Source organism: Microcoleus sp. PH2017_08_TRC_O_A, assembly GCF_020738665.1.
Taxonomy (GTDB): Bacteria; Cyanobacteriota; Cyanobacteriia; order Cyanobacteriales; family Microcoleaceae; genus Microcoleus.
The window spans coordinates 1-19,942 of the sequence record NZ_JAEQCE010000047.1; the positions used below are offsets into that span (position 1 = coordinate 1).

The 19,942-nt window shown below is 47.0% G+C and carries 13 protein-coding genes and 2 pseudogenes; 8 read left to right on the forward strand and 7 right to left on the reverse strand.

The features are described 5' to 3' along the window. Positions 1–101 precede the first annotated feature (101 nt). Positions 102–1,424: pseudogene (locus JGK22_RS17780) on the reverse strand (radical SAM protein); the annotation flags it as partial. A 155-nt stretch (positions 1,425–1,579) separates the two neighbouring features. Then, positions 1,580–1,924 (reverse strand): STAS domain-containing protein, encoded by a 345-nt coding sequence (locus tag JGK22_RS17785; protein WP_293174936.1) that lies wholly within the window; start codon positions 1,922–1,924, stop codon positions 1,580–1,582. Between the two features lie 382 nt (positions 1,925–2,306). On the opposite strand from JGK22_RS17785, the gene JGK22_RS17790 reads away from it, so the two are divergent. Next, positions 2,307–2,501 carry a hypothetical protein gene (locus tag JGK22_RS17790; protein WP_293155487.1) on the forward strand — a complete coding sequence of 65 codons (195 nt, stop codon included), beginning with the start codon at positions 2,307–2,309 and terminating at the stop codon, positions 2,499–2,501. A 780-nt stretch (positions 2,502–3,281) separates the two neighbouring features. Here the strand turns inward: JGK22_RS17790 and JGK22_RS33305 are convergent. From JGK22_RS33305 to JGK22_RS17810, 4 genes are all read right to left on the reverse strand, one after another. Beyond that, positions 3,282–3,524, reverse strand: a complete 243-nt coding sequence (locus tag JGK22_RS33305; RefSeq protein ID WP_366026045.1) for a hypothetical protein — start codon at positions 3,522–3,524, stop codon at positions 3,282–3,284. Positions 3,525–3,588: 64 nt separating this feature from the next. Continuing rightward, positions 3,589–6,411 carry a PAS domain S-box protein gene (locus JGK22_RS17800; protein WP_293206672.1) on the reverse strand — a complete coding sequence of 941 codons (2,823 nt, stop codon included), beginning with the start codon at positions 6,409–6,411 and terminating at the stop codon, positions 3,589–3,591. Between the two features lie 729 nt (positions 6,412–7,140). Then, complete coding sequence (locus JGK22_RS17805; protein WP_293206669.1) at positions 7,141–9,939, reverse strand: NHL repeat-containing protein; 2,799 nt, start codon at positions 9,937–9,939, stop codon at positions 7,141–7,143. A gap of 209 nt (positions 9,940–10,148) precedes the next feature. After that, positions 10,149–10,301 carry a hypothetical protein gene (locus JGK22_RS17810; protein ID WP_293206666.1) on the reverse strand — a complete coding sequence of 51 codons (153 nt, stop codon included), beginning with the start codon at positions 10,299–10,301 and terminating at the stop codon, positions 10,149–10,151. 359 nt (positions 10,302–10,660) lie between these two features. Between JGK22_RS17810 and JGK22_RS17815 the strand changes: the two genes are divergently transcribed. The 6 genes from JGK22_RS17815 to argH all read left to right on the forward strand — a co-directional run bounded on the left by JGK22_RS17815 (position 10,661) and on the right by argH (position 18,500). Beyond that, positions 10,661–11,386, forward strand: coding sequence for a DUF502 domain-containing protein (locus tag JGK22_RS17815; protein ID WP_293155504.1), 726 nt, complete (start codon positions 10,661–10,663; stop codon positions 11,384–11,386). 508 nt (positions 11,387–11,894) lie between these two features. After that, positions 11,895–12,527, forward strand: a complete 633-nt coding sequence (nusB, locus tag JGK22_RS17820) for a transcription antitermination factor NusB (RefSeq protein WP_293174954.1) — start codon at positions 11,895–11,897, stop codon at positions 12,525–12,527. A 237-nt stretch (positions 12,528–12,764) separates the two neighbouring features. Beyond that, positions 12,765–14,468: a signal recognition particle-docking protein FtsY gene (gene ftsY / locus JGK22_RS17825; protein WP_293206663.1), complete on the forward strand. Its 1,704-nt coding sequence runs from the start codon at positions 12,765–12,767 to the stop codon at positions 14,466–14,468. Between the two features lie 614 nt (positions 14,469–15,082). Next, a complete protein-coding gene (locus tag JGK22_RS17830) occupies positions 15,083–16,570 on the forward strand; it encodes a PP2C family protein-serine/threonine phosphatase (RefSeq protein WP_293174960.1) in 1,488 nt (495 codons plus the stop codon). After that, the gene (locus JGK22_RS17835) at positions 16,560–16,799 is read left to right on the forward strand and encodes a hypothetical protein (RefSeq protein ID WP_293174963.1); all 240 of its coding nucleotides are present in this window, start codon (positions 16,560–16,562) and stop codon (positions 16,797–16,799) included. Before JGK22_RS17830 ends, JGK22_RS17835 begins: the two co-directional genes overlap by 11 nt. A 315-nt stretch (positions 16,800–17,114) precedes the next feature. Next, complete coding sequence (argH, locus tag JGK22_RS17840; protein ID WP_293174966.1) at positions 17,115–18,500, forward strand: argininosuccinate lyase; 1,386 nt, start codon at positions 17,115–17,117, stop codon at positions 18,498–18,500. 104 nt (positions 18,501–18,604) lie between these two features. On the opposite strand, the gene JGK22_RS17845 is transcribed toward argH, so the two are convergent. After that, complete coding sequence (locus JGK22_RS17845; protein WP_194066729.1) at positions 18,605–18,796, reverse strand: hypothetical protein; 192 nt, start codon at positions 18,794–18,796, stop codon at positions 18,605–18,607. Between the two features lie 885 nt (positions 18,797–19,681). On the opposite strand from JGK22_RS17845, the pseudogene JGK22_RS17850 reads away from it, so the two are divergent. Continuing rightward, positions 19,682–19,843, forward strand: a pseudogene (locus tag JGK22_RS17850) (redoxin domain-containing protein); the annotation flags it as partial. Between the last annotated feature and the right edge of the window lie 99 nt (positions 19,844–19,942).

Sequence of the window (19,942 nt, forward strand, 5' to 3'; positions counted from 1 at the left end):
CAATATTTGCCCTCATGGCAACGTTCTGAAACTTTACCAAAATGGGATATCACGATTATCCCATTTTGACTGGTATTTTATTTGTCCGCGAGTCCCTTAAGCCTGCATTCCCTTTGCAGCCAGCGGACTGTTTCGGCGATTCCCAGAACATCAAAATCGGTTTCTCCGGGCAAACCGATCATAAAATACAGCTTGATTTTATCCCAACCGCGATCGACCGCAGTTTTGACACCCCGCAACAATTCTTCGTTTGTCAAACCTTTGTTAACGATGTCGCGCATCCGCTGCGTGCCGGCTTCCGGGGCAAAAGTCAAACCGCTTTGTCGCGTGCCGCCGAGAATGTCGGCAATATTATCGTCAAATCTGTCAACCCGCTGACTGGGTAAAGACAGAGAGATATTTTTGTCTTTGAGGCGGTTTTTGATTTCCATCCCCACAGCCGGAAGTGCTAGATAGTCGGAACAACTCAGGGAAAGCAGGGAAAACTCGCTGTGCCCGGTGGCTTTCATTCCTTCTTCTATCGCCTCTACGACTTGCTGCGGTTCCACATCGCGGGCGGGGCGAGTCAGCATTCCCGGCTGACAGAAGCGACAGCCGCGGGTGCATCCCCGGCGGATTTCGACTGTCAGTCTGTCGTGTACTGTCTCGACGTAGGGTACTAGCCCGATCGAATAAGCTGGTATGGGAGTTGCTACGCGGCGCAGAATTTTTTCTGGGACTTGCGGGCGGTTGGGATGAACAGAACCATCTGCCGCCATATCGTAGAATTGGGGCACGTAAACGCCGGGAATTTGCGCTAAATCCAGCAATAGTGCTTCTCGGCTCAAATTATTAGTTTTGCCTTCTGCCAAAATCAAGCCAATTTCTGGCAGCAATTCTTCTCCATCTCCCAAAGCGATGAAGTCAAAAAAGTCAGCGTAGGGTTCGGGATTGGAGGTTGCGGTTTGTCCGCCAGCAAAAATTAGCGGCAAATCGCCGCCATTTTGGGCATTTGTCGCTCTTTCTTTCCAAGTTAGGGGAATGCCGGCTAAATCCAGCATTTCCAGAATGTTTGTTGCTCCGAGTTCGTAGCTGAGGCTGAAGCCGAGAATATCAAATTCTGTGAGCGATCGCCTAGATTCTACAGCAAACAGGGGAGTTTTGGTCGTTAGCGCAGCCCTCGGAGAGGATCGCAGTTTTGCTGCTAAGTCTGGTGCGGGCAAATAAGCTCGATCGCACAACTGTCTCGGCAAGGCATTCAAAATATTGTAAAGGATGATGTGTCCCAGATTGGAAGCACCAACTTCATACACTTCTGGATATGTGAGCACCCAGCGTACAGACGCCCCATCCCAAGGCTTGCGTACAGCCCCCAACTCGTTTCCTAGATAACGAGCAGGCTGATTGATTTCTGCTGTAAGTAATTCTTCGATTTTTACTGCCACGGCTCGACTCGCTCTCATATTTGCGACTCTTAAGCAGCCTACCTTAAAATCTGCCAATACGCCAACGGCAGTCCTATCTCTTTGGAGCCCTTTAACTCAAGTTGCTGTGTTTGCTTACTTGTTTTCACTGGTGAGTAGATTCTAGAAGTGCTTGTTTACACAAGACAAGAGTTTGCTGCTTCAAAGCTTTCGACATTTTCAAATATCTCAAAAACTCGATCGAGTTGGCTGAGTTCCAGAATCATTCTAATTCCGGCGGTAACTGAACACAGACTAAACCTGCGTCCCATTTTTTTCGCCTGCTTGAGGCCGGAAATCAATGCCATCAAACCCGCGCTGTCAATAAATGTTACTGCGCCAACATCTACGAGTACCGCTACTACTCCAGGGGCTGAAATTGTTGTGGTTAGTTGCTCTGTGAATTCTCCGGCTGTGGCTGCATTTAGGTGGTCTAGGGGTCGAATCACCCTAAGTGGTTTATGGGCAAGAAGTGTCTGCATATATCAAACCTATGGTTGCTACGTATTTTCAACTACCGTACTGGACGGAGGTAAGCCTAAACCTACTTGACACCTACGAGCGTAACCCTACCTGAGGAAAACCGATCGGTAGTTTTGAGTAGTTTACTGAATCTTTATTTATTTAGTCTTTTTTATAAAAGTTTGTGCAAGATTTACGGAGTAAAGGTAAGCTACTATACTATTTTTTATTTGTGCGACGAGGTTTAGTGTTGGCAATCGTAAAGATTGCGATCGACCTTATCCTAGCTGTTAGGTTAAACTGAGCAATGTAATTGAAATCACTGGTTAGTTCTGATTTGGATCACTCACTCCATCGACTGTTAAGATGACAATAATACTGTACGGAGTTCTCCGATATACTATGCAAGCAACTCATGCTATTCGTCAACTTGTAGAAAAAGCCCTCTACATTAAGCAGTTGACGCCTGACATTGAAAACGAAATCAACAACGAGCTCACCCGTTTGGGCTACATCTCGGATATTGATTATGAGGCTTTAGAGTTATTAATGGATGAAATGGATGCTGGCCGGGTGCAATTGGTATCTAGTAGATAGTTGGAACCGGAGAGCGCGGAAAAATCACAGATTGAAAAAAAATCCTTGCACGGTGGGAAAGACGGGAGTCTCAGAAGCATTTACCCCGGCACGGTACTTTTAAAAGCTCGCACCCAGTTGATGAGCTTGATATTTGAGGCGATGGTTTGTTCACCTCACTATCAAAAAAATACTTTTACTTCAATTAAATATATAACTTTTGGGGCTTGACAAATGAGGTGTAATAGTAATTTATTAATGATTACTGTTACCTAGCTGAGGTGGAAAACCGGTTTGGAACGATCGCAATTAAATTTGTTCGATCTTTCAGACTGAAGTCCTCATCAAACAAGAGAGGAGTTCAGTCCGAACGATCGAAAGTGATAACGGTTATTTTACCGGAATATATATAATCAGGCGCGATCGCCAGTTGTGTAAAGTTTTGTAAAAAGTATACGGGATTTGCATAAAAAAGAACAAGTTGCGCCGATAGCTCAAATAGAGAGGCTCGCGTCCTAGTGGCGAGAGAGTCTGTCAACTTGTATCTCAACTTATGTAATATGTCAAGAGAACCAGATAGCACGGAAACTTCAATCAACAGTCTATTTGCCAAAATCGAGACCTTGCTGATGCAGACTTGGCAAGAAACAGGCCACGGATGCCTAACTATTGAGAGCGAAAAAATCAGTCCGAAAAAAATCCAAGTAATTATTCGAGGCTCTACTTACTATCGCTATGTTATTTCCCCTGAAGGCATAAACAAGTGGGTTTTAAAGCAAATTGCCGAAGGGGATTGAGCGATTAACGGTTGGGTAATTGGTAATTGGGAATTGGTAATTGGGAATTGGTAATTGGTAATTGGTAATTGGGAATTGGGAATTGGTAATTGGTAATTGGTAATTGGTAATTGGTAATTGGTAATTGGTAATTGGTAATTGGTAATTGGTAATTGGTAATTGGTAATTGGTAATTGGTATGGTAATTGGTAATTGGTAATTGGTAATTGGTAATTGGTAATTGGTAATTGGTCGTTATATAATGAATTTGCGATCGCTCCTATCCAAGAAAACTGATTTTTAAGTGAGGATTTCCATCCTTGCCAAGTCAATCAAAAATCGATCGCCCGCGACACCAAACTTGCCACCACCGCCACCAACTCAGCAGGATCGAGAGGCTTGGGTAGGTGAATTTGAAAACCCTGTCGCAGCGCCCGCACCCGTTCCTCCAGCCTACCGTAAGCTGTGAAAGCCACCGCCGGAATTTCCCTGTCCCCCATTTGCTCTCGCACTTGCGGCAGCAGAGCCTCTCCTTCAGCGGTTTGTATGCCGAGATCGATCGCCAACACATCCGGATTCAGCCTAGAAATCGCTTCCAAGGCTTCCATTCCCGAGATAGCAGTCTCCACCTCAGCTCCGCAATCTTCGAGCACTGTACGCGCAAAATCCAAGGAATCCCCGTCGCCATCAACCACCAACACCCGCACTCCCGAAAGGTTGCTGCTAACAAAAGACGGATCTATAGGGGATCTGGCCGGGGTTTCTCGAACCACAAACTCCCCAGCCCCGGTAACAGAAAATCCGCTGTCGCCCTCTTGCTGTTTAATTGGCAATCTAACGAAAAAGCTCGCTCCTTGTCCTTGGCCAGCCGATTCTACTTGCACTGTTCCCCCGTGCATTTCCACAAAATGGCGCACGAGAGCCAAACCTAGACCCAATCCGTTGTACGATCGCGTTGTAGAGGTATCAGCTTGGCTGAAACGCTCAAAAACGTGCGGCAAAAACTCTCCTGGAATCCCTTGTCCCGTGTCGCTGACTTCAATTTCCACACTAGGCGGTGACAAATTTTCACAACAGGCGGATTGTCCGGGCATACTCGTCCTCTCCACCTTGTGCAGCGCCACCCTCACCTGTCCTCCGTCAGGAGTAAACTTAATCGCATTCGACAGCAAATTCCACGCCACCTGCTGCAAGCGGCCGGAATCGCCAAACATCCGCCCCGCAGTTTGGTCGAAATCCGTCACAATTTCAATATTTTTTGCCCCAATCGCCGGAGCGAGAGTATCGATAGCACCTTCAACAGTCGAAATCAAATCTACCCACCGCAAATTCAGCGACAGTTGGCCAGTCATAATCTGCGACACGTCCAACAAATCCTCAATTAGCGTCCCCAGCGATCGCGTATTGCGGTCGATCGTTTCCAGAGCCTTAACAGTCGTTTTTTCATCAAACTTGCGGTGGCGCAGCAGTTGCGCCCATCCCAGCATCGCATTCAACGGCGTCCGCAATTCGTGGGACAAAGTTCCCAGAAACTCGTCTTTAATCCGGTTCGCCCGCGCCAATTCTTCAGCTCGATCGTGCAGTTCTTTTTCCAACTCCTTGCGAACCGTCAAATCGAGAATAAAAGCCACTGATTCTTGCCGCTTTTCCCCCAACAAAATATACCCCACCAACACCGGAATCCGGCTGCCATCAGGCCGAATGTATTCCTTTTCGTAGGGACTGCAAACGCCCTCGGCCTTTGCCTCTGCGATGCCGATTTCGTCCAGCGGTAGGTACTCCGGCGGTGTAATGTCAATCCAGCGGAGTTCCCCGCGCTGCAACTGTTCCCGCGTGTAGCCAACGAGGCGCAAAAATTCGTCGTTAGCCTCACTGATACCGCCGTCAACATCGCCGAAGAGAATTCCGATCAAGTTAGATTCTGCCAACATTCTCAGCTTTTCTTGACTAGCTTTGAGTGCTGCTTCTGATTGCTTGCGATCGCTCACATCTTGGATGTAAGCCGAGCAACCAGAATCGGAAGGATAAAAACGCACTTTCAACCACTTATTCCATAACGGCACGAATTCTTCATATTCGACTGTTACCTTGTCTGCTAATGCTTTGGTGGCGATTTTGTAAGACGGTAAATCCACGGCCCAGGGATATATTTCCCAAATATTTTTCCCGATCAGTTCTGCTTGTAAGTTGCCAAAAATCTCTTGACCTTTGTGGTTAATATAGGTGAATTTCCAGTTTGAATCGAAGGCGACAAAAGCGTCGGTAATGCTTTCGAGAATGTTAGTAATTCGAGCGTTTGCCGATAGTAGCGCTTGAGCTGTTTGTTCTGCTTGTTTGCGAGCTGCTTGTTCCCGGGACAAAGCCATAACACGTTCTTGTTCTGCCTGTTGGCGATCGCTAATATCGATGCAAGAACCGATGTAACCGGCAAAAGTGCGATCGGGTCTGTACAGGGGTACCCCTGTACTCACAACCCAGCGGTACTCCCCGTCATAGCGCCTCAAGCGGTACTCGATCCGGTACTCGCTGCGGGCGTCGAAGGCTCTCCGGTAAACATCCATATATTTTGGCAAGTCGTCAGGATGCAAGCTTTCCATCCAACCGATGCCGATTTCTTGCGCCAAAGTTTTACCGGTAAACTCCAACCAAACTTTGTTAAAGTAATCGCCAAGTCGATCGATATCCGACATCCAAATCATCACCGGCGCGGTATCTGCCATCATCCGAAACCTGGCTTCGCTTTCTTGGCGCTGTGCTTGAGCTGCTTTGCGATCGAGCCGTTCTTTAACTTCCCGCAGGGCCCGCTCGATCGACGGCACCAACCGCGTCAAACGCCGTTTGAGAACGTAGTCTGTAGCGCCACTTTTCAAAGTCTCAATTGCCACTTCCTCACCCAAAGTAGCCGACACAAAAATAAACGGCACTCCCGGACAAGTAGCGCGGGCCATTTCCAGCGCTGCTATCCCGTTAAAACAAGGCAGCATATAGTCTGCCAAAATAATATCAACACAGTGTTTTTCCAGCGCTACGGCAAAATCTTCCCGAGTTTCCACGCACAGCAAAGAAAAGTCTAGACCGCCATCCATGAGATATGCCTCAATCAGCTCGGCATCTAGGGGACTGTCCTCTACCAAGAGGATATTGAGCGTTTTCACAAAAATTCCTTAATATATTTTACAGAAAAATGCAATCAAAAATCCTTGAATACTTCCATTATTTACCTAATTTCCATCGCCATTCTAAAGAAAAGATAAAAAAATGCTCAGCTTACTGCTGGAACCTCTGCGCCAGGAAAGCGACTGCATCCTGAGTTGCGATCGCAAAACAACTATCTTTCTGAGTTCTGAACACAGAAGAACCCGATTTCTACCCAAAATCTGTGATACCTGTTTAAAAAAACAATGCAACTTTAGCCAAGCTGCAAACCCATACAGAATAAGTCATGACCCATCTCAAATCTCAAATTTCAAATCCTTTGAGCGATCGACCTTAACCCAGAAACCGGGTTTTTGACCCACCTAAGGCCCGCACTGTTTTATAGCAACTGCCTGAAACATACTCATCTATCCCAAGATAGATCTTTGCAAACTCGCTTTAATTCATAAACTCAGTTTCTTCAAAAAATTGTTTTTTGACCACAACAGACAATTTAAATGCGTTTGTTCTGGATGCACAAAAACTCGGTTTCTACGCAACCTACTGAATTACATATCACCTTAGCAAGGAATGTATTCCCTGTCAATAATTGTCCACAAAAAAAACAATTTGAAGCCAATACGCTTAACTTAAGAACAATCCGACTGGCAAATAATGCCTGTATTGCCTAGAAAATCGCGAAGTGAAATTCGTCAAAAATCGTTAAGTTAACCGTATTGAATTAGACGCTAAGCCAGCGACACAATACTAGCTCGTTCGTAAGGCAATTTGTTGGTCGGCAAAACCTCGATACTAATTTCCAGCGAATCCAAAGCCGGATTTTGTGCTAGCAGCTTTTCGGTCAAATTCTTATTCAAAATCTCCCATAAATCCGTTTCATTTGGATAATCAACCAAAAAATTGTCTATGCTTTTGTAAATCGGCACAAAGTCGGGATATTCAGCCTGCGTAATTCCTGGCTTGTACTGATACTTGACATCAATGTTCAGGTTATTCAAACCCTGGTGAGCGATCGAATAATTAGGAATCTTGAAATCCCAGGCTTCCCCTAATTTACCATTTGTAGTGCGACTAACGGTACTGCTGCGATCGTAAGGCAATTGGTTCGTCGGCAAAACATTCAAATCAACAGTCACCGAAGAAATTGCTGGATTTTCGGCAAGCACTTTTTCCGTCAAATTTTTGTTAACAATTTCCCAAAAATCAGTTTCGTTAGGATAGTTAACTAAAAAATCATCAACGCTCTTGTAAATCGGCACATAATCGGGATACTGATAATTTTGAATGCCCTCTTTGTACTGATAATTTACAGCAAAATTTAGGTTGTTTAACCCTTGATGGTTAATTGGGTAATTTGCCGCTGTAAAATTCCACTTCTCGGTCAGCTTACCATCGGAAGGAAAGAAAGCAATTCCTATCGGACGCTGTAACTTGCTGTCGGGAGGGACAAAAATAGAACTGTTACTCGACAAAGGATTGCTCGATATTGGCAGCGGTTCCCCAGTTTTGCCATTGTACCGCAAAACTGCACCAACATTGTTAGCATTGGCGCGGTTGTCAAAGCCAACTGCAAACAAATTGCCGATCGGCGAAAATGCCAAACCACCTACATAATTGCTACTGGGGGAAGTATCAGTATAATTGGTAGATAAAACCTTGACCAAATTCCCACTTTTTAAATTGTAGCGCCTGATATCGTTAGCAAAATCGCTCACGTAAAGGTCGCCGTCAGCGGGCCCGATTGCCATGCCCAAAAGACTCACAAATCCCTGACTCCGAGGCGAAGGATCGGGGGAAGCAAAGATACTTGACTGCCCAGTTTGCGGGTTGTAAAGCAGCACCTGGCTGGCGAAACCTGCACTAAAATCAGCTTTGCCATCACGAGCAACACTCCCCTGCGTTGTCACGTACAAATTGCCGTCAGGAGCAAACAGTAAATTGTTCGGCCCATTCAATCCTCCCGCTTGCTGTTTGCCCGTTGCAAATACATCTATAAATTGTCCTGTTTTGCCGTTGTATCTAAGAATTTGATCGGTCAAAAAACTGCTGACATAAAAATTACCGTCGGCACCAAAAGCTAAACCGTAAGGACGAGATAATCCGCCAGTTTCATCAGCAGTAGTGTTCGGATTGTCGCCGACAAACTTATCAATAAATCTGCCACTAACTCCGTCATATCGCAATACGGCAGATGCTGTCGGCTGTCCGGAATTCCCTGGCTTGTCACCGCTGGCAATGTAAATGTCCGGCTTACCGTCGCCGTTGCCATCTGGGCCAAAAAGAATTGTATCTGGACTAGACAAACCGCCGCTGCCCGCTGGGATAAATTCGCTTAGAAGATTGCCCGTACTGCCGTCAAACCGCAGTACATTATTGCCTCTGGTATTGCCAACTAGGAAAGTTCCTTGAGGATTGCTTGGTTGAGTGCGAGTAACTTTGCTGGTGCGGTTATAGGGTAATGTTTGGCTTGGCAAAACGTTCAAGTCGATCTTAATTGCTGCCAAGCTAGAATTTTCGTTGAGGATATTTTGAGTTAATTTTTTGTTGACAATTTCCCAGAAATCTGTCTCATTGGGATACTTGCTTAAAAAGTTATCAATGCTCTTGAGAATTGACAGGGAATCGGGATATTCGTTTGGGGGAATCCCCGGTTTGTACTGGTAATCAACATCGAGATTGAGCTTGTTCAATCCTTGGTGATTAATTGCGTAGTTTTTCAAGGAAAAGTTGCCATTTTCTTTTGGTTGACCGGCACGACTGCGGAAAACTGTAGTTGCTCGTTCGTAGGGCAATCTGTTCGTTGGCAAAACTTCGAGTTGGATGGTAACATCGGTCAGTGCCGGATTTTCGTCTAGCACTTTTTGACTGAGATTTTTGTTGATATTTTCCCAGGTGTCCGTTTCGTTGGGATAGTTAACTAGGAAGTTATCAATACTTTTGTAGATTGGCACAAAATCGGGATATTCATTTTTGGTGATTCCGGGTTTTAAGCCGTAACCAATTTTGATATTGAGGGTGTTTAAACCTTGGTGGTCGATGGTATAATCTGGGAAATTGAAAGCCCATTTTTCTGAAGGTAATAGCGCAGCAGTTCGGGATTGCGATCGCTCTGGAACTATACCAGTATCACCGATAGCAAAATCCATGCCTGTAAGTTCGTCTCTGTGAAGTTGAGTGGAGATATCGGTCTGGGATGTTAGACTGCGATCGACTTTAAGATTGTCGTCTGGTGAGTGCGGGAGCCGGAAGTCGGTGATTTGGTCAAAAAGGTCGTTAGCGAAGCCCTCGTAGAGGATCGCACTACCAGTCGCACCGGCAACCAAATCGGATGTTTGAGTCAAACCATAGCTGGTATCAAATAAAACATTCGTATCCCCGATCGCAATTTGGGTCAATCGATTTAGGCGATCCTCTACGAGGGCTTCGCTAACGAACTTACTGCCAAATAAGTCTGGTATTTCTGCTGAAACACCCGCAATATTTCCCTGAAGAGGTTTTGCTTCAAACAGTCCGGCTGTATTCAACATAAGCTATTATTGGCGAGATTCCCGCGATCGCAGATAAATTTGACTATATTTTACGGTTTTTCAAAGAATAGTCAACCAGTTTGAGATTTGAGATTGGAGATTTACTCGCAGAATTGAATTTGGGATTATGAACTTTGGTGTAATTTTTTTGACCTTCCAATCAGGAGTCTACGTGGCACGGCATCCATTTTTTAGGGGAGTCAAATAGTTTAAGAAGTAGCTGGCATTTGAGAAACATTTAATCTAAAGTCTCTCACCTTTCTCGATCGCAGTTCTGGCAAGTTCTCAAAAAAGAGATTGTCCGATGGGAGCGGGCGCGATCGCGGTACGATCGCCACTGGCATTGTTCTAGCCCGCCCCATGCTAAAAATTTATCAATTGTGGAAGCAGCCCAAAAGCCCTCTACAGGAAACACCCCGACTCCGGCCACCTCAACACAGCGATCTGATTGGTTGATTCCGAGCTAAAATGTCTTAAAATATACAATAGGGTGAGCTGTTGCACAGCCCGCATATATTAAAATCAGGCGCTTTGCCTGCAATAATTCTTTAAAATATAGATACAGCACCGCCGATCCCTAACTCTTCCGCGCTCGGCAAGCGTAGGGTTTGGCAGCAGAGAAGACGATCCAAAATGGTCAATTCCAGTAAAGCCCGTGCAGTTGCTTTATTCTCAGGTTTATCAGGTGATTGCAACCAGTTACGAGGAGATTTGAACCGCCGTGCTCCAACGCATCAAACAAGACTTAAAAAATGACCTGATCGCAGGTCTGCTGGTAGTGATACCTTTAGCTACCACCATCTGGCTGACAATTACCGTCGCCAGTTGGGTAATCAATTTTCTTACCAAAATTCCCAAGCAGATTAATCCTTTTGACGGACTCCACCCGATTTTGGTCAACCTGCTAAATCTCTTAGTAGGGCTGGCTGTACCCCTGCTGAGCATTTTAGTCATTGGTTTGATGGCCCGCAACATCTTCGGGAAGTGGCTGCTAGACTTTGGCGAACGCCTGTTACAGGCAATTCCCCTAGCGGGTTCGGTTTACAAAACCTTGAAACAACTGCTGGGAACTATCCTCAAATCTAATGATAAATTTCGCCGGGTGGTGTTGGTAGAGTATCCCCGGCGGGGAATCTGGACTTTGGCATTTGTGACCGGTACGATCGAGAGTAACGACATTCCGTCTCATTTGTCCGGCGAAAGCCCGATCGGCATTTTCATCCCCACCACTCCCAACCCCACCACCGGATGGTACGCTATAGTCCCGGAAGCAGATGTCGTTAATTTGTCAATGTCGATCGAAGATGCCTTTAAAGTGGTGATCTCCGGCGGCATCGTCAACCCCAGCAACTCAGTTGCGGTCACCGCCGACAACCCCCCCGGCAAAACACTCGAACCCTTGCTATCCGAATCAAGATACCAGCCTGTACCAGTCGAAGAAGATTAGACAAGGCTGTAAAAGTCCTTTTAATCTTTTAATCAAATTTTCGGACGGGCTAGAAGCCCATCCCACAAAACAAAAAAATTGTGGGATGGGCTTCTAGCCCGTCCGAATTATTTTTGCAACTCACGTATATTGAACCAACTGGAAGCGCAGAAAGCCTACACTCAGAAACCGGGTTTCTCTGATACATCTTGGGTTTCAAAGCGAAGTATCTCCTAAGAAACTCGATGGGGAGAGGGGGAGAGGGGGGAGAGGGGGAGAAAGAGTTTCTTTCATCCATAACGGGTGGGCAGCCTCCGTGGGACGCTCCTAAGAAACCGGGTTTCTAGCCAGTAAATTTTCCCAATAATAATTGATCCTAGGTATCTAAAACCTGCCCAGAAACAATCGTTACTGAGGGCAGGTTTTTTTGGGAGTTTTTCTGCTAAAGTCCAAGTCTATGCTCTGAACCAGCGCTTAGCAATCTCAACAATTCTGAAATTCCTAAACTCCCAATTTCTATCTAAAAAATATGAAAAAAGCACGCGAAACCTCACGCGAACTCGCACTCCTCGGCATCAGCCAACTGCCGACTAATCCAGAACTCTTAGAAGCTAAGAAACTGCAAGATGTTCTCCTCGCAGCCATCCGCACTCTGACGACAGAAGTTCAAGAATCCCTAGAAGCAGCAGCTTCGGAAGTACAGCGGGGTAGCGACAAACTCCTGGCTAGCGAAATCCGCGCCGCTGATATACAAAGTGCTAGAGCGATGGTGCGCGAAGCACTCGAACTCACCCAAACCGCCATCAACCGTCTCGGTTCATCGATGGAGTTTCCAGAACTGCTTCAGCTTGCCAACCAGCAAGATGTCCGCACCTATGCTTTGCAAATCCTGACCAAAGTCAGCGCCAACCGCGTTCAAATTGATGAATTGCTCTCGGAAGCCCTGGTAGACTGGCAAATCGATCGCCTGCCCAGGATCGATCGAGATATCATGAGAATCGCGATCGCCGAAATCCTCTATCTCGGCTTACCCGAACAAGTCAGCGTCAACGAAGCCGTCCAACTGGCAAAACGCTACAGCGGCGACGAAGGACATCGGTTCATCAACGGAGTCCTCCGCCGAGTCGTCGATAAAATCAATGCAGAAGTTGTAAGTCAGTAGTCAGTAGTCATTGGTCAGTAGTCAGTAGTCATTGGTCAGTAGTCATTGGTCATTGGTCATTGGTCATTGGTCATTGGTCATTGGTCATTGGTCATTGGTCATTGGTCATTGGTCATTGGTCATTGGTCATTGGTTATTGGTCATTCGCGATCGGCAATCCGCAATCCGCAATCCGCTCTACACTAAGGACTGATGGCTAAATGACTAATAACTATTCTCTATTCCCCATTTACTTCTATGGTATTTAATTGGTTTCGTCGCCAGTACAGCGAAAGCGGATCTTCTGAACCAGAAACTCCCCCCGAACAGCCCCAAGATGAGGCGGCAAAATCCGCATCGGTTGAGCCTCAAACAGATGCAGCAGTTGAGGAAACTTCCCCCGCTGTAGCTGAGGATTATCTCAATTGGGCCAAAGCTGCTTACAAAAATATTCAAAAACAGCAAAAACCTGAAACAGAAGTTGCCCAGACAGCATCGGCGGAAGTTCCAGCAGCCGAAACAGAAGTTGCAGAAGTTCCAGAAGTTGCACCAACTGTTGCAGAAGTTCCAGAAGTTGCACCACCACCGCAGAATGAAAGTACCGATGGTCAAGAACCAGATGCAGCCATCCCAGTAGAGATTCCCGAACCTCTGCCACCATCATCCGAGTCGATCGCGCCTCAACCTGTTACTCAAAAATTAGAAGTTACAGCAGAAAATATAGCAATTGCCCAACCTGCAACTGAGCTTGCAGACACAGAATCGATCGCATCTGAGGACTCTACAGCCGAAGCCCTGCCGTTTTGGGCCCGAGCTGGGGCCGATCGCATGGATCGCATCGAACGCCTCAAGGAAACCGCCCTTGAGGAACCAGAAGTCATCGCAGCGGCCGCCGAAAGAGCCGCAATAATCGAAGAAATTCCCGGTTTTGCCTTTGACGAAGGCTTCCTCTGGTCATCTGAAATCCTAGCCAGTCAAGGGCGCCGGCCAGATCAAGTATCCGTCGAGGAAATCAGTTGGCTGCAAAAACTGCGGAAAGGTTTGGAAAGAACTCGCCGCAGCTTAATTAATCGACTAAAGGCGATCGTCGGTCAAGGCCCGCTCAATCAAGACGCCGTAGCTGAAATTGAGACTTTGCTCCTACAAGCCGATGTCGGAGTCGCCGCCACCGACATCATTATCAACCGCCTCCAAGAAAGACTCAAACAAGAAGTCTTGCCGCCAGAACAGGCTCTAGCCTTTCTCAAAAGCATCCTGCGCGACATTCTCGACGCTCCGACAGCCGAAACCGCCGCCGGCAATCCCGCCTACAGCCTGACATTTGCCCCAGAAAAAGACACCTTCAACATCTGGTTAATTGTAGGAGTCAACGGTGCGGGCAAAACTACGACGATCGGCAAACTAGCCCACATCGCCCAAAAATCCGGCTACAAAACCCTGATTGCCGCTGCCGACACTTTCCGCGCCGCCGCCGTCGAACAAGTCAAAGTTTGGGGTTCCCGCAGCGGCGTGGAAATTATTGCCAATCCAGGGAAAAATACCGATCCGGCTGCTGTCGTGTTTGATGCGATCGCCGCCGCCAGCGCCCGAGGCACAGAATTGTTGATCGTAGACACCGCAGGCCGCCTGCAAAACAAAAAAAATCTGATGGACGAATTAAGTAAAATCCGTCGCATTGTAGACAAAAAAGCCCCAGGCGCTACCGTAGAATCTCTACTGGTCTTGGATGCCACCCTAGGTCAAAATGGTTTGCGACAGGCAGAAGTTTTCGCAGAATCGGCAAAATTAAGCGGAGTAGTATTGACAAAACTTGACGGTTCTGCTAAAGGTGGTGTTGCCCTAGCAGTAGTGCAGCAGCTAGGTCTGCCAATCCGGTTTATTGGAGTGGGGGAAAGCATCGAAGATTTGCGCCCGTTTTCTAGTTACGAATTTGTCGAAGCCCTACTCGATTTTAGATTTTAGATTTTAGATTTTAGATTGATGAGGTATCTCTAGCCGTCCCGATTTGGGAAAGCGAATACAGAGCTTCAACATATCAAATCCTTAACCTCAAACTACGATCGCAGGACTTGTGCCGATCGCCACCTGACGGTCTGTGGAAAACTAAATATCTAGAAACAATACCTTAAAACCTTCTGTTATTGCTTGCTTGCGATCGACGAAGCGCCATCAATTGGTGTCAACTTAAGGTCTCAGGTAGTAACGTTTTACTCTCTGAGGCTTAGGCCCGCCGATCGGCCTGGCGCCCCCTTAAAAAGCAGTGTGGTTTTATTGTCATCAGATAAATTAGGTACGTAGTTGGGATGCGAGCCCTCTTTATCTATACGCCTAAAGAGGGCTCGCATCCCAACTACATACCTTGATTAAGTAGTTTCAGAAGGGCTCAAAGTCTCCCTTATTAAGGGGGATTTAGACTCAGCTATAAACGAGATTTCTTGAGGATTTCAGGCTTAAATTCACACCAATGACCTACTGCCCAAACTACTTGCTCCAAAAACAACCGGATTTCTGTTCGTGTGGTGCGTAATTCCTCACTCAATCAATCTCCTTTTAAGATCGAAAATCACCAATCTAAAATGACTGCTGTGCCCTTGCCTCGCCCCTCACCTCAACCTGCTGACCGCCCTACGGGTCGCAATTCCACCGACGCGACGCCAGTATTTGCCCTCAAAGAACTGGTGGCGCGCTTGCACCGATACCAGCACAACGTTCAAGATATGTTGGGCTCGCTGGGATTTGCCCTGCGTAGTTTTAACAATCTCAACCAATTTTTGGAGTTGGTGCCTCTGGTGGCAACTCGCGTTACCGACGCCGACGGGGGAGCTCTGGTGCTCTTCAAACCCAACGGTCAAGTTCGGTTCCAGCAGTTGCACTGTCAGGAAGGACGGCAGTGCCAAGATATGCGGAAAGCGCTGGAAATAGCCACCAGGCAAGCTACAGCAGGTGCGGGCGCGGCTGGTGAATCTTTTTCTCAAACCTCTGGGCAAACTTCTAGTCTTGACTTGCAAGTCGGCCGTTATTTGGGCCCGGATGTTCATTTGTTTGGGGCGCCAATTTTAGTCAAGAATTTGGAACGCGGACGGCTGTTTGTTTTTAGCAGTGACCCACAATATGTTTGGACTCCGGGCCGACAGAAATTAGTTCGGTTGGTGGCGGATCAAACCGCCGTGGCAATCTGCAAAGACGAACTGACGGTGAAGTTGGCCGAAAAAGAACGCCTGGACAGAGAGTTAGAAATTGGGGCGGAAATTCAATTGCGGCTGCAACCCCGCAGTTGTCCCACAATTCCCGGTCTTGATGTGGCCGCGCGCTGCCAAACTGCTAGCAGAGTCGGCGGTGATTATTATGATTTTATTCCCGCTGACTATGACCCGATCGGCAAGGAGAATGAGGGGGAACACCCCCCATCCCTGATTAAAAATCTCAAGTCCAAAATCGACAAGGGTCGCTGGAGCATCGTCATTGGCGATGTGATGGGCAAAGGGGTACCGGCTGGCCTGTTGATGACGATGACGCGGGGTATGCTGCGGGCGGAGGTTTTGAACCGCCATTCGCCTGCGAGAATTTTGCAACATTTAAACCGGGTAATGCACGCGGATTTGGAGAATTCTCACCGTTTTGTGACTCTGTTTTATTCGGAGTACGATCCGAAAACTCGCATTCTGTCTTACAGTAATGCTGCTCACCACCCGCCTTTGCTGTGGCAAGCTGCAACTAATTCGATTGTTCGGCTCGATACTTTGGAGGGAATGTTGATTGGCCTGGATGCTGATTCGCACTACCAAGAAGCCCACGTGCAATTGCAGCCTGGTGATACTATTATTTATTACACAGACGGATTTACTGATGCTGCTAATCAAAGGGGCGATCGCTTTGATGAGGATAACTTGACCGCGGCTTTTCAGTGGGCTTGTCAAAATTATCAGCAGTCTGAGGAAATTCTGGATTATTTGTTCGATCGCGTTCACCAGTTTATCGGCATCGGCAACCGCAATGAAGATGACATGACACTGGTTGTACTTAGGGTAACACCGACCACAGGAGAAAATCACCATGATAGTTAATTTAATGCCGGAAATTATTACTGGATTTACCAGCTCGATTCATTGGCATGACGCCGTTCATTTGTTAGTTGTGAAATCTCATTTGAGTTCGCCTGTGATATTGGGTCAAAGCTACGAGATTTTTACTAATTTCCAGAAAGCTTGGAACAATTTTGTTTCGACTGGTCAGATAGGAGCTTTTTTTATAGGTATTTTCATTGGCTGGTTCATTAAAGGGATTATTCCTTAGAGTTATTCTCTAAGAGGTCGTCAGGAAGGGATTTCAAAGGTTCGCCGTCAGGACTTCAGTCCTTTCTGATGCAGCAGCATAATTTTAATAATTTTGTAGTCTAGAATTCAGTTTTTTAGTGTCAATACAGGTATACAAAGTTTGTAGTAATTACCTTAGTCCTTTCTTGCCGAATTTGGGACGAAGGACTTGCCTTATTTACTGCGAACCGGAGGACTCAAATCCTGAGTGCGAACCGAAGGACTAAAGTCCTTACTACGAAACAGTTTTTAGAGAGTTCTGCAAGAGAGATATAATTTAGTTTTACATTCAGCAATGACCACACAACCGAAAACTTGGAGTCAAAGATTTGAGTCGGCGCTGCACCCAGCGATCGCCCGATTCAATGCTAGTATTGGCTTCGATATAGAACTGATTGAGTATGACTTGACCGGTTCTATCGCTCATGCTAAGATGCTCGCCAAAACTGGGATTATTTCCGCATCAGAAGGCGAACAGCTAGTCAATGGTTTGGAACAAATCCGCCGCGAATACCGCCAAGGTCTTTTTGTGCCGGGAGTTGATGCAGAAGACGTTCACTTTGCTGTAGAAAAGCGCCTGACGGATATCGTCGGGGATGCGGGCAAAAAGCTGCACACGGCCCGATCGCGCAATGACCAAGCCGGCACCGATACTCGTTTGTATTTGCGCGATCGCATCGCAGAAATTCGCGAGCAATTGCGGGAATTTCAAGGGGTTTTGCTCGAAATTGCAGAACTCAACGTCGAAACTTTAATCCCCGGTTACACGCACTTACAGCGCGCTCAGCCAATCAGTTTGGCTCATTACTTGTTAGCTTATTTTGAAATGTCCGATCGCGATTGGGAACGCCTTGGCGATGTCTTGAAGCGGGTGAATATTTCGCCTTTGGGTTGCGGCGCGCTGGCGGGGACGACTTTCCCGATCGACCGACACTATAGCGCAGAACTCTTGGAGTTTGACCAGGTTTATGCTAATAGTTTAGATGGAGTGAGCGATCGAGATTTTGCGATCGAATTTCTCGCAGCCGCCAGCTTAATTATGGTACACCTGAGCCGCTTGTCAGAAGAAATGATTTTGTGGTCTTCTCACGAATTTGGATTTATTACGCTCAAAGATAGCTGCGCTACGGGCTCTAGCATCATGCCCCAGAAAAAAAATCCCGACGTGCCGGAGTTGGTGCGGGGCAAGGCGGGGCGGGTTTTCGGTCATTTGCAAGCCTTGCTTGTAGTAGTGAAGGGATTGCCTTTGGCCTACAACAAAGATTTGCAAGAAGATAAAGAAGCTTTGTTTGATACCGTCAAAACTGTACAAGGTTGCTTGGAAGCAATGACGATTTTGCTGCGGGAAGGAATCGCGTTTAACACCAATCGCCTTGCCAGTGCCGTTACAGAAGACTTTTCTAACGCTACAGACGTAGCAGATTATTTGGCTGCTAAGGGCGTTCCCTTCCGGGAATCTTACAACCTTGTGGGCAAAGTTGTGAAAACTTGTCTGTCGGGGGGCAAACTCCTCAAAGATTTGACACTTGAGGAGTGGAAAGACTTGCACCCAGCTTTTGATACAGACATTTATAGCGCGATCGCACCGACTCAAGTGGTCGCTGCTCGCAATAGTTACGGTGGCACCGGATTTGAACAAGTGAGAAAATCACTGATTGCTGCGCGCGATCGGATCGCCTAAACTATCCTCGTTGAATTCTTAGGCAAATTCAGAATGGCTATCTCTCCTTAGAACGATCGTGTTTTGCACTCTCGGTTCTAAGTTGGGCAGATAGCCTGACTATATTACTCTTCAGCAGCAGCCATATCTTTGTCCCGTCCGCCGCCGCTCATGGCGCCCATCCCGCCGCCGTTGCCGCCGTCAAATCGCCTTCTCTTGTTGGAGAACATATCTTGATTTCTCCGCTTGCGAAACTTGCGAGCGTATGCTTGATTTCGTTGTGCCTTCTCTTTCTTGAGATTGCGGCGCTTAGCCATTCTGACCTCACTAATAAACATTGACATTCCCCAAGCTTTCGGCGAGGGGATTCTTCAGGTTAAAACTCTCAGCACTTGCTTGTGACTGAGATTCTGGCTTGGGTGAAGTCACTTGTTTCCGACAGGATTGCTCCAGCGGCTTTAGAGGTGTCTTCTCCCCAAGCGTGAATTCCGGTATACCCTACCGTACTCGATCGATTCTCTTTAATGTAGTTAGGTTTTGTTCAAATTTAGCTTTCCTAAACCGCAACACCGATCGGTGTGACTGCGAACTCAACTAATTGAGTGCGAGTTTTTACGTTGTCTAGTTATACTCAATTTTAGACCGATGACGATTATATCACACCCGGCACTATTACCGATCGACAAGAACAGTCCCTCGACTGAGAGTCTCTTGAGTCGCTCTTCATCAGCGCGCGATCGGGACGCAACATTTTTTACTTGCGAAAATATTCTAAAAACTCTTGACCGAGAAGCGGGGCCGGGGCCCCTAGCTTCAGATATGGGGCCCCGGCCTGTAGCGGCGACCGCCGCCTAGAAACGAGTGCGCGGCCCCGGCCACCGTGATAAAATAGTAGAAGCGATTAAGAATCACCATCTACACGTTGAATCAATCTAGTACGGAGAAATCCCGGCAACCGAGATATCTGGCGCGAGATCCAGAATACTTAAAGGGCAAATAAAGGCAGATTGAGGAGTGTACCTAACTGGCAAAAGTGATGGACTCAAGCAAGCAAAACATACTAAAAGTAAGCCCAATCGCAACATCTTCGGATAGTTGATCTTGAGGGTCTAGAGGGACACTTGAATGTCCCGCTGTCGCCTTTTCTAGGTGGGCAGGAATCCCCGTTGCTTCAGCGCTGGGGAGGTTCAAAAATACCACAAATGACACTAAATCCTGGTGATGTAGCCCCTGTTTTCAGCCTGCCCGACGCTGCCGGCCAACTTGTGGGCCTCGCAGATTTTCGAGGCCGACGAGTTGTACTTTATTTTTATCCTCGGGATAACACCCCCGGCTGTACCAAAGAAGCTTGTGCCTTTCGCGAGTAGCAAAGAAATGGAGTAAATCGGAGTTTCCAGTTTACCCCAGGGATAAAAACCCTGCTACGCCAGAATAAGATCCTTGAGATCTACGCTACCTGAGGT

What these genes read in the sequence shown, in the direction of transcription:
- JGK22_RS17785 (WP_293174936.1), bottom strand. Translation starts at nt 1,924, where the DNA reads ATGCAGACACTTCTTGCCCATAAACCACTTAGGGTGATTCGACCCCTA.
- JGK22_RS17790 (WP_293155487.1), top strand. Translation starts at nt 2,307, where the DNA reads ATGCAAGCAACTCATGCTATTCGTCAACTTGTAGAAAAAGCCCTCTAC.
- JGK22_RS17805 (WP_293206669.1), bottom strand. Translation starts at nt 9,939, where the DNA reads ATGTTGAATACAGCCGGACTGTTTGAAGCAAAACCTCTTCAGGGAAAT.
- JGK22_RS17810 (WP_293206666.1), bottom strand. Translation starts at nt 10,301, where the DNA reads ATGGGGCGGGCTAGAACAATGCCAGTGGCGATCGTACCGCGATCGCGC.
- nusB (WP_293174954.1), top strand. Translation starts at nt 11,895, where the DNA reads ATGAAAAAAGCACGCGAAACCTCACGCGAACTCGCACTCCTCGGCATC.
- ftsY (WP_293206663.1), top strand. Translation starts at nt 12,765, where the DNA reads ATGGTATTTAATTGGTTTCGTCGCCAGTACAGCGAAAGCGGATCTTCT.
- JGK22_RS17830 (WP_293174960.1), top strand. Translation starts at nt 15,083, where the DNA reads ATGACTGCTGTGCCCTTGCCTCGCCCCTCACCTCAACCTGCTGACCGC.
- JGK22_RS17835 (WP_293174963.1), top strand. Translation starts at nt 16,560, where the DNA reads ATGATAGTTAATTTAATGCCGGAAATTATTACTGGATTTACCAGCTCG.
- argH (WP_293174966.1), top strand. Translation starts at nt 17,115, where the DNA reads ATGACCACACAACCGAAAACTTGGAGTCAAAGATTTGAGTCGGCGCTG.
- JGK22_RS17845 (WP_194066729.1), bottom strand. Translation starts at nt 18,796, where the DNA reads ATGGCTAAGCGCCGCAATCTCAAGAAAGAGAAGGCACAACGAAATCAA.